The sequence below is a fragment of the Variovorax sp. LG9.2 genome, from assembly GCF_035018885.1.
Lineage (GTDB): Bacteria > Pseudomonadota > Gammaproteobacteria > Burkholderiales > Burkholderiaceae_C > Variovorax.
The window spans coordinates 20,845-31,828 of record NZ_JASJXB010000041.1; the positions used below are offsets into that span (position 1 = coordinate 20,845).

Here is a 10,984-nt window from a genome sequence, read left to right on the forward strand (position 1 = left end):
AAAGGGGCGATCTCGCACTTTCGCGGTCGCACGCCATGGGCTGTGGTGCGTCAGCCGACAAGGCTGCCGTTGCTGTTCAACAAGGTCTGACTCACGTAGCTGCTGGCCCGTCCGTCAGCAGCGAAATCGAAGCGCCAACCGTCGATGTTGGTCGCAACACGCCGTTTGAACTCCGACAGAACGCGGGCGCGCCCCGGAGTCGAACCTGCGGAAGCAACGACTGAAGCGGCGTAGCGGCCGCCGAGGTAGCCGGCCAGGCTCGTGGGTGAAGGGTCTTCGTCGAAATAGCGCTGAAGTGCGCTTTTGTAGGCCCGCACCACCGCCACCTTGCCGTCACGCGGGTCTGGCACGACGCGAGTGAAGACGATCGGCACGGCCGTGCCCGGTGCGAGTTGCAAGAAGGTGTTGGCGTCGACGTCGGACAAGCAGACCACATAGCGCTGCATTCCCCGCTTGCTGAGCCCGCGCGTGAACAAAGACAGTTCGATCGCGCTGCCCATGAAAAGCAGAAAGTACGGCACCTTTGCATCGAGGTGTCTGCCGAAGGATTCGAGATCGCTCTCTTGGGTTGCAGTGAGCACTCGTGCCTTGAGCTTCAACCGCTCGAGGATCTGCGCTGTCCCCGGCTGCAATGCAGCCTCGTGCGCTGCGTTCGGATACACGATGCCCAACTCCGACACGCCCATGGTGGCGAAGCCCTTGAGCACGTACCGAATCTGATCCTCCCTCGAAGCGAAAAGTGCGAACAGATTGACTTGGCCGTCGAAGCGCGAGTCGGCAAGCCACGGCGCGACATGGGCAATCTCGAGTCCGTTCTTCTCCGCCTGCTTCAGACTCGCCAGCGCCAGGCCTTCGCCCACCGTACCGATCATGGCCACCTGGCTGCTGTCAGCCTTGACCTTTTTGATGGCGTCTTGCAATGCGGCATCCGATCCATCGACCTCGATGGATTTGAGCTCGATGCGTGGTCCCGCCTTGGCAGTCGATTCAGCGAAGGCGAGCCGGAATCCTGTCGCGTAGTCGCGCGACAACGCTTGCTGGCTCGGCGACATGTCCATGATTTGCGTCATCTGAACCGCAGGTACGTCCGGAGGTCGAACGAGTGGTGCAAGCGCAGTGGCGTCTGTCGAAAACAGCGTCAGCGCTGCGGCGCCGAGGGTGCCACCGAGCAAGCGGCGGCGAGAGGGGCAGGGCAAGTTCATCGGCCCATGCTAGATACCATTTGTGACATTTAACGTCTCGGCCGATGGCGTGCGGCTAATCGCCCTTTGTCTGCTCCAGCACCTTGGCGCCCGCGGCCAACGCATCACCAGGTGTCGCGTATTCCTTCAGAGACGAAGCAAGCTCCGTCTCTTCTATCAACGGACCAACTTCAGTGATCACCCATACGAAATTGCCGTGCTCAACGCGATCGACGCGCAATCTAAACATAGGTGAGGTCATGGTCGGGCTGCTGATGTCTGATGAAACATGATTCGGTGCGGCATAAAGCATCGACGAGCGCTAGCCCATCCTGCCCATGTCTCTGATGTCGTCTCGAATCGATGCGCGCTCGCCTTTCGCCATCGGCAGGTTGACGAACAGTTCGATTCGGCGCCGGAGCGCATAGATGATCTGAATGGCGCCATAGGCCGCTGCTTCCGGATCATCCTGTCCAGCAGCGTCCGGCATCTCCCACAGCGCCGAATCCGGCTGACCGGGCCACGATGGCTCGTGCCCGTGTGTCTCTGTGTCCAGCGTGATGATGAATGAGGCTTTGGCGAGATCGCGCGACCGGAGCTGGGTCCACGCGGCCGGAACCATTGCGGGCGGCTGCATGCTCGCACCGGCAAGCGCGCCCAGCGCAGCGGGATGCACTTCCTCTGCGACATATCCGGGTCTTCCACAAGACAGCGCCACAAAACGGCCTTGGCCCAGATGCTCCAGGCAGGCCTGCGCCAGAACACTGCGAAGCGAATTGCGCCTGGAGACAAAAACCACCGTCATTTGATCCGCTGTTGCCATATTGTTTTGAGGTTAGCGACTTGACGTGACAGTTTCCAGCGGCTGTCGCTGCAGCAGTGGCAGCGGCGGACTCGCTCGCTGCGTTGCGCCTCGAAACAAAAACCATCGGCAGACGATCCGCCTCTGCCCTATAACGAAGAGGTTGGCGACTGGCGTGCAAGCTTCAATTGCCAGCTGCTTTTTCTGACAGGAGCTTCAAATGAGCAAAGAGAACGCACGCTTGAGCCATCTGCTCGAGAAAATGTCCGCCAGATATGGGGATCAGGACGCCGATGTGCTCCGGCTGCGTGAAGCAGTCCGGCATCTGTCGCTGGCCGATGCGCACATCCAGGCGCCACTGCGATATGTCGGTGCACCGCTTTTTGCGGATCGCGCGACCCGGCTCGCCAAATTCACGCCCACTGTGGAGCAATGGGGATAGCAACAGCCGCAAACATCGGGATGCCTCATGGTTGAGGTGCTTGCGCATTCCCTACCAGCGCCCGCGGCTGTCACTTCTTCATGCTGCCACGATCGTCTGACCGTTTTGTGACATCGAGCGCGCACGCATCGACGTGCAGTGTCGAAGCGCTTTCTATTTCTGAAACGGAATGCGCAGCGCTCTGAAGCGCTGCTTCGCTTTGTCCAACTGGTCACAGCGTGTGCCCTCGACGCGCAGGGTGCCGTCATCGCTCAGCAGCATCGCCTGACCCGTGCCGGGTAGAGCGAACAGCGCCTCGGCACTGAACTGCGCCGGCAGTGCCACCGGTGCGGGCGTGGCCGGATGCGTCGGCACACCATCCCATGCGTACAGCGCGAAGCTGCCGACATCGCCGGTCGGTCCGGCGACGATCCAGTAGACGGCGCCGATGCGTTCCATGCTGCGGATGCCTCGGCCTCCCAGGTCGAGCAACGCGGGTGGCCCGAACGCTGGCCTTGCTCCGTCGCCGACCACCAGCGCAGCAGGATTGGTGATGGGGACCAGCAGCGCCTTGCCGTCTTTCAGCGGATTGCGAAAGCCCACGAGCAAATGTCCGTCAGCCGTGTCGGCCAGGCCTTCGATGTTCAGACCACCCGGTTGCTCGGGCGCAATGTCGGCCGCTTTGCCGAGACCGAGTCCTTGGAGTTCGGGTGCCGAAGCGAGGTCTTCGATCAGGTCGACATAGGGCTTGCCAACGGGGCGAACGGTGGGCGGTGATACGCCGAGATCGACCTGCGTGGCGAACAGCCGGCGCCGCCAAGGTCTGGCCTTGCCCGATGAGGTCCGGCTGTGCGACGAGATCCAGTAGATGGTGTCGCCGATGCGGGTTGCGCCTTCGATGTCGGACGCCTTGTCTCCTGTGGCGAGGAACGCTGCCAAGTCGACGGCGGGCCGCGCAGGCGCACTCTGCCCGATGCGGTAGACGTTGAGTGCGTTGCTCTCGTCGTCGCCGACGACGAAGTGCTGCGAGTCGAGCGCCACTGCTGCAGAGGCTTCGCACATACCGTCGTAGCGCTCCATGGCGGCGGACGCACTCGATGTGCTTGCCTGCACGAAGGAACCCCACGTTGCCAAACAGAGCACCAGCAGAGTCGCGACGGTCGCCGCGATCGAACGAACATTGAATCGAATCATTTGAGTGAAGCTTAAGTGTTGTAGATCAGACTAATCCGATAATTATGGTATAAATGATTTACACCATTTAAGAAAAATCAATGACAAATCCCATTGCAACCGCATCGCCTTCCCCTGACGCAACCGCCGATATCGCGACTTCCAGCGCACGGCCGACCTCTACTCCGCCGAAGGCCTCGAATGCATCAGCGACCGCCGTAGTTGCACCCGCCGCCGCTGCGACCACCGTGCCCGACGACGCCGCGACGCCAAAGAAGCCTGCAGCCAAGAAGGCTGTTGCGCCCCCTCGCAAAGCGGCGCCGAAGAAGGCGGTCGCACCCGCGCGCAAGGCTGCAGCAAAGCTGCCCGCGAAGCCGGTGCCGAAGTCAACCCCAAAAGCAACGCCGAAAGCAACGCCAAAAGCATCGGTCAAGGCATCGGTTAAGGCATCAACAAAACCTGTCACGAAGACCGCGGCAAAACCAGTCGCAAAGACGGCCATCAAGCCGATCGCCAAGCCCATCCCAAAGCTGAAGACCGCGCCATTGCCAGCCGCGAAGAAGGCTTCTTCACTCATCAAGAAGCCTGCGCCAAAAAAGGTCAGCCCGATCGTCCCGGTGAAGCCAGCGCCCGCAAAGCATTCAGAGGTTGCGCCGAAGTCGTCCACGAAATCGAACGCCAAGTCCTCGGTCAAGTCATCTACCAAAGCCATCGACACCCGCAAGACATCCGAGCAAAAGGACAAGCTGGTGCGTGACAGCTTCACGATGCCGCAAGACGACTACGCGTTGATCGCCAGGCTCAAAGACCGCGCCGTCATGTTCAAGCGTCCGGCCAAGAAGAGTGAGTTGCTGCGTGCAGGCCTGCACGCGTTGCAAGCCATGTCGGCGCCCGCCTTGCGCGCCGCGCTCGATGCGCTGACACCGCTGAAGTCGGGTCGGCCAAAGAAGCAAGTCGACTAAGTCGACTGCCATCAGAAAAGCATGCGCCGCGAGATGCAGCGCGTGTCATCCGCCTGCCTTGTGAGAGGCCTAACCTTGGATTCGGGTTAACACCTACCACTCAAGACAAGGACCGATCATGAAACAGCTCTACACGAACATCGCTACTGCGGCCATCGCCGTGCTGGCCGTGACCGCCGCCCAAGCCCAACCCGCCACCGGCCGCACCCGCGCCCAGGTCGAAGCCGAAGCCATCGCCGCAGCCCGCGCGCCCGACCAGAACGTGACGCGCGGCTCACGCGGTGCCGAGAAGTTCACGCCCACGGCCGACCCGGCAAAAATGCAGCAGCAAGCCATCGATGCGGCGCACGCCGTCAACCAGAACGTGACACGCGGCTCGCGCGGCGCCGATCCTTTCGTCTCCACGATGGACCCCGCCGCTGTCGATGCGCAGGCCCGTGCGACGGCTGCCGCACCGGATCAAAACGTGGTTGGCGGATCGCGGGTCAACAGCCGCGTCATCTCGACGATGTCGAATCCGACCAGCCCCAACGTTCAAGCCCAACAGGCTCCGATTCCGGCGAAGTAGTCAGCTCGATGACATAGAGGGCGCCGTACATTCGCGGCATGCGCTGCCCTCTTCGTTTTTGTTTCTGTTTCTCTCTCCCAACCGTTTGCCTTGCGGCGCTCCTTCCGCTGGGGCTCTGCCAACAGGCTGCGGCGCAAGAAGCGCCGACACCCTACAAGCTCACTGTCGGCTACTACGGCGTGTCGGGCGGCGGCTTGCCGGCGGGACCGGGGCTCGACGTCAACTTGCGCTACGACTATGGATCCGGCAATGTCTGGCTCGGCTGGTTTCGCTCGCCGGTGCTCGACTTCTCGCAGTTGCGTGGCGGCTGGGACCGCACCATCACGCTCGGACCGGTGCGCGTGCTGCCGTCGTTGCAGGCGGCATCGGGCGGCTTCTTCGGCGGCAGCCTCGCGGTGGAGACCGGCGACAGCTGGTTCGTCGGTGCGGGGCTCGGCCGCACCAACCTGCGCAGCTACGCCAACCTCAACTTCGACCCGAACGATTCGTACACAGCCTACGGTGGCTATCGCTGGTCCGAGGCGACGTCACTGCAAGTGCAGCTGGTGCGCGACAACCGCCTGAATCCCGACCAGCAACACGTGCACCTGATATGGCGCCAGGGCGTGGGCAACGGCGAGCGGCTGACTGTCGATTTGCTGGCCAAGCAGGGCACGGTCGACGGCCAGTTCATTCGTCGCGTCGGCCTGTCGGTCGGCTATGACTGGCAACGCTGGTTCGTGCGCGCCGCTTGGGACCCGAAGGTCAACTTCACGCCGCAGAACATGGCGCGGCTGTCGACGGGGGTGCGCTTCTAGGCGAGCTTCAGCACGGCGCGGCCGACTTCATCCGAGTCACCCCCACATCGCGCCGTCGGCTCGCAGCTGCTTTTGCAGCGCGGCCACATCGACATCGCGTACCGTGCCGCGACCCTTGCCAACGCTCGCCGCTGCAGTCCCTGCAGCCTGCCCCATCACGAAGCAACCGCCGCTGGCACGCGCGGCCGATTGCCCCTCGTGCGTCATCGATGCGCAACGTCCCGCGACCAATAAGTTATCCACCTTCTGCGGCACCAGCATGCGCCACGGCAAGTCGTTGTTGGCGTTGCCGGCATCGCGCGGAAAGCCCCAGTCGATGCGACCGTCGCCGTGCAGTTCCATCGGCCAGGCGTTGAGCCCGATCACGTCGTCGAAGCGCGCGGACGAGAGGATGTCTTCTCCACTCAGCGCGTAGTCGCCGCCGATGCGCCGCGTCTCGCGAATGCCGACCTGCGGCGCGATGTCGACGATCTGCGAGTGTTCGAAGCCCGGCACTTTCTCGCGCATGAAGCGAAAATATTCGACGATCTGGCGCCGGCCTTCGGTTTCGCCCGCGCTCAGCTCGCGCGCATCGACACCACTCATCGCGCGGCCTTGTTCGTTGCGAATTTGGGTGACGTTGGCGCGCCATTCGGTCGGGTTGATCTGCGGCCGCACGATGGCACCCTCGCGCGGAAACTTGTAGCGACCGGGCTCGTCGCGCAGCGCTGCTTTCATCAAATCGTTGATGGCCTTGAACTCGCCGATGGCCGCCAGCGCGCGCTCCGACTCGACGTGGCCGATGCGGAACATCGTCGTCGGGAACAGGCTGTTGCCATGACCGTCGCCGACCTCGAACGGCACGCCGGCAAAGGCAGCCACGTCGGCATCGCCGGAGCAGTCGACGAACATGTTGGCGCGAATGGCTTGCCGGCCCGACTTGGTTTCGACAACGAGCGCCTCGATGCGCGCATCGTCCTTGATGACCGCAGCGGCCCACGCATGAAACAGCACGTCGACACCGGCCGACAGCAGCATCTGGTCGGCCGCGCACTTGTATGCCGACACGTCGTACGAGCGCACGCGGATGCGGCCCTGCATGCCGTCCTGCGGCTTGTTGAGTCCGCCGAGCGCGTCGATGCGTTGCATCAGGTTGTCGACCACGCCATGCACCAGTTGCTGCATCTCGCCGTCCTTGCGGCCGTAAAGTCCGGCGAAATTGGTGACGCCACCCGCCGTACCCATGCCACCGAGAAAGCCGTAACGCTCGACCAGCAAGGTGAGCGCCCCGTGCGTTGCCGCACTCACCGCAGCGGCCAGCCCAGCGGGCCCGCCACCGATGACAACGACGTCGTACTCACCGAAGACTGGAAGCGCGCGGCCGGGTTCGTCCAGCGTGGTGGTGCGTGCCGTCATGCGCCGGTCATTCGATCTTGATGCCGCGCGCGGCGATGATCTTCGCCATGGTCGCGCTCTCTTCCTTGATGCGCGTCTTCAGGCCTTCGGCCGAGGTGCCGACCGCCTGCCAGCCCTGGTTGAAGAGCAGCCGCCGAACGTCGGGGTTCTGCATGATCTTCGGCATCTCGAGCGCCAATCGATCCTGCGCCGCCTTCGACAGACTGGCCGGTCCGATGAGCGCGGTCCACACCTCGAGCTGGAAGTCCTTGACGCCGGCATCGGCCAGCGAAGGCGCCTCCGGCATCAGCACGCTGCGGCCACTGGTGGTCAGGCCGATCACCTTCAGCTTGCCGCCTTTGGCCTGCGGCTGCGCGATGCCCGGTGGCACCAGCGCCATCTGGATCTGCCCGCCCATCATGGCGGTCACGACCTGCGGGTTGCCCTGATACGGAATGTGCTGAGGCATCAGGCCGGGCATCTTCGCCTTCATCAGTTCCATGCCCAGATGACCGACCGAGCCGGTGCCGACCGAGCCGTAGTTCCAGGTGTCGCCGGCCTTGCGAGCGGCATCGAAGAAGGCGGCGCCATCGGGTGCCGACATGGGCGCTATCAACACCAACGGTGCAGTCGCCAGCAGGCTGATGTAGCTGAAGTCCTTGGCCGGGTCGTACGGCAGGCGCGGATACAACATCTTGGCGGACGTGAGGTTGCCGTTGATGACCACGCCGAGCGTGTGATCGTCGGTCGCCTTGGCCACCTGGTCGGTCGCGATGTTGCCCGACGCGCCCGGCTTGTTCTCCACGATCACCGGCTGGCCGAGTGCACGGCCCAACGGCTCGGCGATGGCGCGTGCCGCCATGTCGGGCGTCGATCCTCCCGGGAAGCCAACAAGGATGCGGATCGGCTTGGTGGGCCACGTGTGCGTGCCCTGCGCCGAAGCGCCGATCACCACCGTGCACAAACCCACGGCCATGGCCGCGAGCTGAAAGCGCCGTGAAAAGCGCGGCAGGAGTTTTTGTTTTGAATGCATATCGAGGAAGAAAAAAAGAAGAGACCGGCGCTTGTCCGCTCTCGGGAATAATGCCCACGATTATCCAGCGCCATCGCCCTTGGCGCACACCCCACAGGCGGCCCCATGTCCTCCATAACCCTGCGTTTTCTTGCCGAACCCAACACCGTCAACTTCGGCGGCAAGGTGCACGGCGGCACCGTCATGAAGTGGATCGACGAAGCCGGCTATGCCTGTGCCAGCAGCTGGGCCAAGCGCTACTGCGTGACCGCCTTCATCGGCAGCATCCGCTTTCAACACCCCGTCAAGATCGGCGACCTCGTCGAGGTCGAAGCCCGCCTCGCCTACACCGGCACGACCAGCATGAACATCTCGGTCGAAGTGCGCAGCGGCGACATGAAGACCGGCGAGATGACCAAGACCACTGAATGCCTGGTGGTGTTCGTATCGGTCGATTCGCATGGGCGGCCGACGCCTGTCGAAGCCTTCACACCGAGCACGCCGGGCGAGGCGGCGCTGGCCGAGCGCGCCAGGTCGTATCTCGAAGCGGCTCGGGCTGCGGCGAGTCCGAAGATTTAGCCGCAGGCGATGCGATTGGCGGAAAACGCTCCGCCTGCCACCAGCCTTTGGCCCCGGCACGACTGAGCCACCCCCTTTGCAACGCCGCTCGTATAGTGTCGGCAAACAAAATTCAGGGAGAACTCATGATCGTTCAAGACGAGGAAGAGCCGTTTCTTCAATCGGCCAACTTTTTGCGCACCTGGTCGAAGTGCATGGGCCAAAGGTGCGAGATCGAGGGCGTTGCGCTGTCGCTCGACAGAGCGCCGCCGCCGCTGGCATCGCTGCCTTCACAGTCGTCTGTCACACCAGCAGCGCCGCAGCCGGCAACCAAGACAGTCCCGAAGAAAGTCGCTGGCGACCCTTACGTCAACACGGTGCTGGCGATCGCCAAGGTGGCGTCGTCCATCGGCAGCGCAGTTCACGCCATCCAGAACCCGCCGCCCGCGCCGTCAAAGGCACCCGCCGTCGCGCCAACGCCGCCCGCACCGAAGCGGCCCGTGGTGCCGCCCTTCGACATCCAGGACATTCCGGGCGCCATGCGCAAGCTTGGCATGCCGATGTCTGCGACGTTGATGGAGCGATGGTTTAGCGGGCAGCTCAATTACTCGCTGAGCGATGCCGACGAGAGAGCCGAGATCAACCAAAGCGGATTCCCGTACCCACCGAATATGGTCGACACCGCAACCATCATGATGGCGTGGGTACTCGGATTTCGGAGGGCGAAGAATGCCTTCGATACATTGACCGAGTCGCTAATGCTCGAGACCCCTCGTGCGCGCGGTATCTTGGTGAACAAATTGACGCCTTACAAAACGCGCCAATCGATTCAACCTTGGCTGGAATGCAAAGGCGATCTTCAGCGCTTCCACGAGGAGTTTCAGTTTCAGCTGATCGATGTGAACGCAAGTTGGTCGGAGCGCATCGCGGTTCAGATGTACGAAGAGATGTCCAACAACGGCGTGCCGGATGACCTGACCGGTGCACTGGGCGCTTTCAACTTCTACGCGACGATCGCCGAGGCCACCTTCAATCAGCAGGCCGGCACCGCCACCGTCACGCGCGTAGCCATCTATGTCAAAGATCACTACACCTTCTCGACCACGCCGGGCAATGTATCTCAGTACCTTGGGCACTGGAACAAGAGCCATGTCGCCATTCAGCACCTGCATGCTGCTGCTATGGCCGTCAACGCGCAGTTGTCAGACGCACCGGTCAGGATCGGCAAGGGCGCCGACAACATTTTCTACCCTGTGCGCAATAGCGACTTCCGCGCATGGCAGCAGAAGCACGGCCGCGGTGGCGACTTCATCATCTACTCGGATCGCATATGGGTCACCCTCCGTCGACCCATCACGATCAACCTATGAAGAAGTTCAAATGGGTTCTCTTAGTCATTTGTTTGTTGCTCGTCGGGTGGAATGTCAACGCATACAAGCTGGGGATCGAGGGCCGTGCATCCATTAAAAAATGGACATATGAAGAGTCGCCGGACGGGCAATACACGCTTGCATATGGCGATGGACCGGGCTACTGGGTCTGGGTGCGGCTCCGCAAAAAAGGCGGGGACGAAGTGCTTGCCGACAGATGGTTCGAAAGCAAGGAGCCGTACAAATCCGCATGGCTTGGCGACCGCGTCTACTACTCGCACTACGATGCAGACGGACCAATCTACCTTCCGCCCGTTTGGTTGGAGACGTGGCTCGCGAGATTGCCTTGACGGTCTTTGCTACTAATCACGGTGAAGCTATGAAAAGGCTCAAGTGGGTCGCTTTGGGTATTTGCCTGCTGATAGCTGCGTGGAATATCAATGCTTACAGGCTGGGCGTTGAAGGCCGCGCATCAGTTCAAAAATGGACGTACGAGAATTCCCCGGACGGTCGCTATACCTTGGCGTACGGTAACGGCCCAGGGAACTGGGTTTGGGTGCAGCTACGCCGAAACGGCGAAACTGAAGTGCTGGCTGACAGATGGTTTGAAAGCACAGAGCCAAACTGGGTCTTTTGGGATGCCGATCATGTCTCTTACTCACGCTACGACGCAACGGGGCCGATCTATCTGACCTTGCCCCCGAAAAACGTACCCCTTGCTGAGTGTTTCAATTCAGACAAGGAGAACGCAGATGACGAAGACGAC

General features: G+C 62.2%; 15 protein-coding genes. 8 read left to right on the top strand and 7 right to left on the bottom strand.

What is annotated here, in order from left to right:
* Positions 1-50: 50 nt before the first annotated feature.
* Genes QN413_RS24785 through QN413_RS24795 form a run of 3 tightly spaced genes read right to left on the bottom strand, consistent with a single transcriptional unit; the run spans position 51 to position 1,986 of the window.
* Positions 51-1,202, bottom strand: coding sequence for a hypothetical protein (locus QN413_RS24785; RefSeq protein ID WP_323499273.1), 1,152 nt, complete (start codon positions 1,200-1,202; stop codon positions 51-53).
* Positions 1,203-1,257: 55 nt separating this feature from the next.
* Complete coding sequence (locus QN413_RS24790) at positions 1,258-1,443, bottom strand: hypothetical protein (protein WP_187053515.1); 186 nt, start codon at positions 1,441-1,443, stop codon at positions 1,258-1,260.
* 60 nt (positions 1,444-1,503) lie between these two features.
* Entirely contained in the window at positions 1,504-1,986 is a 483-nt protein-coding gene (locus tag QN413_RS24795) for a protein tyrosine phosphatase (protein WP_323499274.1), read from the bottom strand.
* A 217-nt stretch (positions 1,987-2,203) separates the two neighbouring features.
* Here QN413_RS24795 and QN413_RS24800 point away from each other — a divergent pair, with 217 nt between their 5' ends.
* The gene (locus QN413_RS24800; protein WP_323499275.1) at positions 2,204-2,425 is read left to right on the top strand and encodes a hypothetical protein; all 222 of its coding nucleotides are present in this window, start codon (positions 2,204-2,206) and stop codon (positions 2,423-2,425) included.
* 153 nt (positions 2,426-2,578) lie between these two features.
* Here QN413_RS24800 and QN413_RS24805 read toward each other — a convergent pair whose 3' ends face one another.
* Both QN413_RS24805 and QN413_RS24810 read right to left on the bottom strand, forming a co-directional pair.
* Positions 2,579-3,598 carry a DUF3616 domain-containing protein gene (locus QN413_RS24805; RefSeq protein ID WP_323499276.1) on the bottom strand — a complete coding sequence of 340 codons (1,020 nt, stop codon included), beginning with the start codon at positions 3,596-3,598 and terminating at the stop codon, positions 2,579-2,581.
* A 67-nt stretch (positions 3,599-3,665) separates the two neighbouring features.
* The gene (locus tag QN413_RS24810) at positions 3,666-4,343 is read right to left on the bottom strand and encodes a hypothetical protein (protein ID WP_323499277.1); all 678 of its coding nucleotides are present in this window, start codon (positions 4,341-4,343) and stop codon (positions 3,666-3,668) included.
* Here QN413_RS24810 and QN413_RS24815 point away from each other — a divergent pair.
* From QN413_RS24815 to QN413_RS24825, 3 genes are all read left to right on the top strand, one after another.
* Complete coding sequence (locus QN413_RS24815) at positions 4,327-4,539, top strand: hypothetical protein (protein ID WP_187053519.1); 213 nt, start codon at positions 4,327-4,329, stop codon at positions 4,537-4,539. The two genes, QN413_RS24810 and QN413_RS24815, sit on opposite strands and share 17 nt — an antisense overlap.
* A 118-nt stretch (positions 4,540-4,657) precedes the next feature.
* Entirely contained in the window at positions 4,658-5,107 is a 450-nt protein-coding gene (locus tag QN413_RS24820) for a hypothetical protein (RefSeq protein ID WP_323499278.1), read from the top strand.
* A gap of 38 nt (positions 5,108-5,145) precedes the next feature.
* Positions 5,146-5,904 (top strand): hypothetical protein, encoded by a 759-nt coding sequence (locus tag QN413_RS24825; protein WP_323499279.1) that lies wholly within the window; start codon positions 5,146-5,148, stop codon positions 5,902-5,904.
* Positions 5,905-5,940: 36 nt separating this feature from the next.
* Here QN413_RS24825 and QN413_RS24830 read toward each other — a convergent pair whose 3' ends face one another.
* Positions 5,941-7,299 carry an FAD-dependent oxidoreductase gene (locus tag QN413_RS24830; RefSeq protein ID WP_323499280.1) on the bottom strand — a complete coding sequence of 453 codons (1,359 nt, stop codon included), beginning with the start codon at positions 7,297-7,299 and terminating at the stop codon, positions 5,941-5,943.
* A gap of 7 nt (positions 7,300-7,306) precedes the next feature.
* Positions 7,307-8,254 carry a tripartite tricarboxylate transporter substrate binding protein gene (locus tag QN413_RS24835; RefSeq protein WP_323499287.1) on the bottom strand — a complete coding sequence of 316 codons (948 nt, stop codon included), beginning with the start codon at positions 8,252-8,254 and terminating at the stop codon, positions 7,307-7,309.
* Positions 8,255-8,416: 162 nt separating this feature from the next.
* Between QN413_RS24835 and QN413_RS24840 the strand changes: the two genes are divergently transcribed.
* The 4 genes from QN413_RS24840 to QN413_RS24855 form a co-directional block, all read left to right on the top strand.
* On the top strand, positions 8,417-8,869 hold the full coding sequence (locus QN413_RS24840) for an acyl-CoA thioesterase (RefSeq protein ID WP_323499281.1): 453 nt from the start codon (positions 8,417-8,419) through the stop codon (positions 8,867-8,869).
* A 125-nt stretch (positions 8,870-8,994) separates the two neighbouring features.
* A complete protein-coding gene (locus QN413_RS24845; protein WP_323499282.1) occupies positions 8,995-10,218 on the top strand; it encodes a DUF6402 family protein in 1,224 nt (407 codons plus the stop codon).
* Positions 10,215-10,568 carry a hypothetical protein gene (locus tag QN413_RS24850; protein ID WP_323499283.1) on the top strand — a complete coding sequence of 118 codons (354 nt, stop codon included), beginning with the start codon at positions 10,215-10,217 and terminating at the stop codon, positions 10,566-10,568. The genes QN413_RS24845 and QN413_RS24850 overlap by 4 nt, the downstream gene beginning before the upstream one ends.
* Positions 10,569-10,597: 29 nt before the next feature.
* Positions 10,598-10,984: hypothetical protein (locus QN413_RS24855; RefSeq protein WP_323499284.1), on the top strand; the 387-nt coding region annotated here is incomplete at its 3' end.

Coding starts and splice junctions, on each gene's coding strand:
- QN413_RS24785 (WP_323499273.1), bottom strand. CDS start 1,202: ATGAACTTGCCCTGCCCCTCTCGCCGCCGCTTGCTCGGTGGCACCCTC.
- QN413_RS24790 (WP_187053515.1), bottom strand. CDS start 1,443: ATGACCTCACCTATGTTTAGATTGCGCGTCGATCGCGTTGAGCACGGC.
- QN413_RS24795 (WP_323499274.1), bottom strand. CDS start 1,986: ATGACGGTGGTTTTTGTCTCCAGGCGCAATTCGCTTCGCAGTGTTCTG.
- QN413_RS24800 (WP_323499275.1), top strand. CDS start 2,204: ATGAGCAAAGAGAACGCACGCTTGAGCCATCTGCTCGAGAAAATGTCC.
- QN413_RS24805 (WP_323499276.1), bottom strand. CDS start 3,598: ATGATTCGATTCAATGTTCGTTCGATCGCGGCGACCGTCGCGACTCTG.
- QN413_RS24820 (WP_323499278.1), top strand. CDS start 4,658: ATGAAACAGCTCTACACGAACATCGCTACTGCGGCCATCGCCGTGCTG.
- QN413_RS24825 (WP_323499279.1), top strand. CDS start 5,146: ATGCGCTGCCCTCTTCGTTTTTGTTTCTGTTTCTCTCTCCCAACCGTT.
- QN413_RS24830 (WP_323499280.1), bottom strand. CDS start 7,299: ATGACGGCACGCACCACCACGCTGGACGAACCCGGCCGCGCGCTTCCA.
- QN413_RS24835 (WP_323499287.1), bottom strand. CDS start 8,254: ATGGCCGTGGGTTTGTGCACGGTGGTGATCGGCGCTTCGGCGCAGGGC.
- QN413_RS24840 (WP_323499281.1), top strand. CDS start 8,417: ATGTCCTCCATAACCCTGCGTTTTCTTGCCGAACCCAACACCGTCAAC.
- QN413_RS24845 (WP_323499282.1), top strand. CDS start 8,995: ATGATCGTTCAAGACGAGGAAGAGCCGTTTCTTCAATCGGCCAACTTT.
- QN413_RS24850 (WP_323499283.1), top strand. CDS start 10,215: ATGAAGAAGTTCAAATGGGTTCTCTTAGTCATTTGTTTGTTGCTCGTC.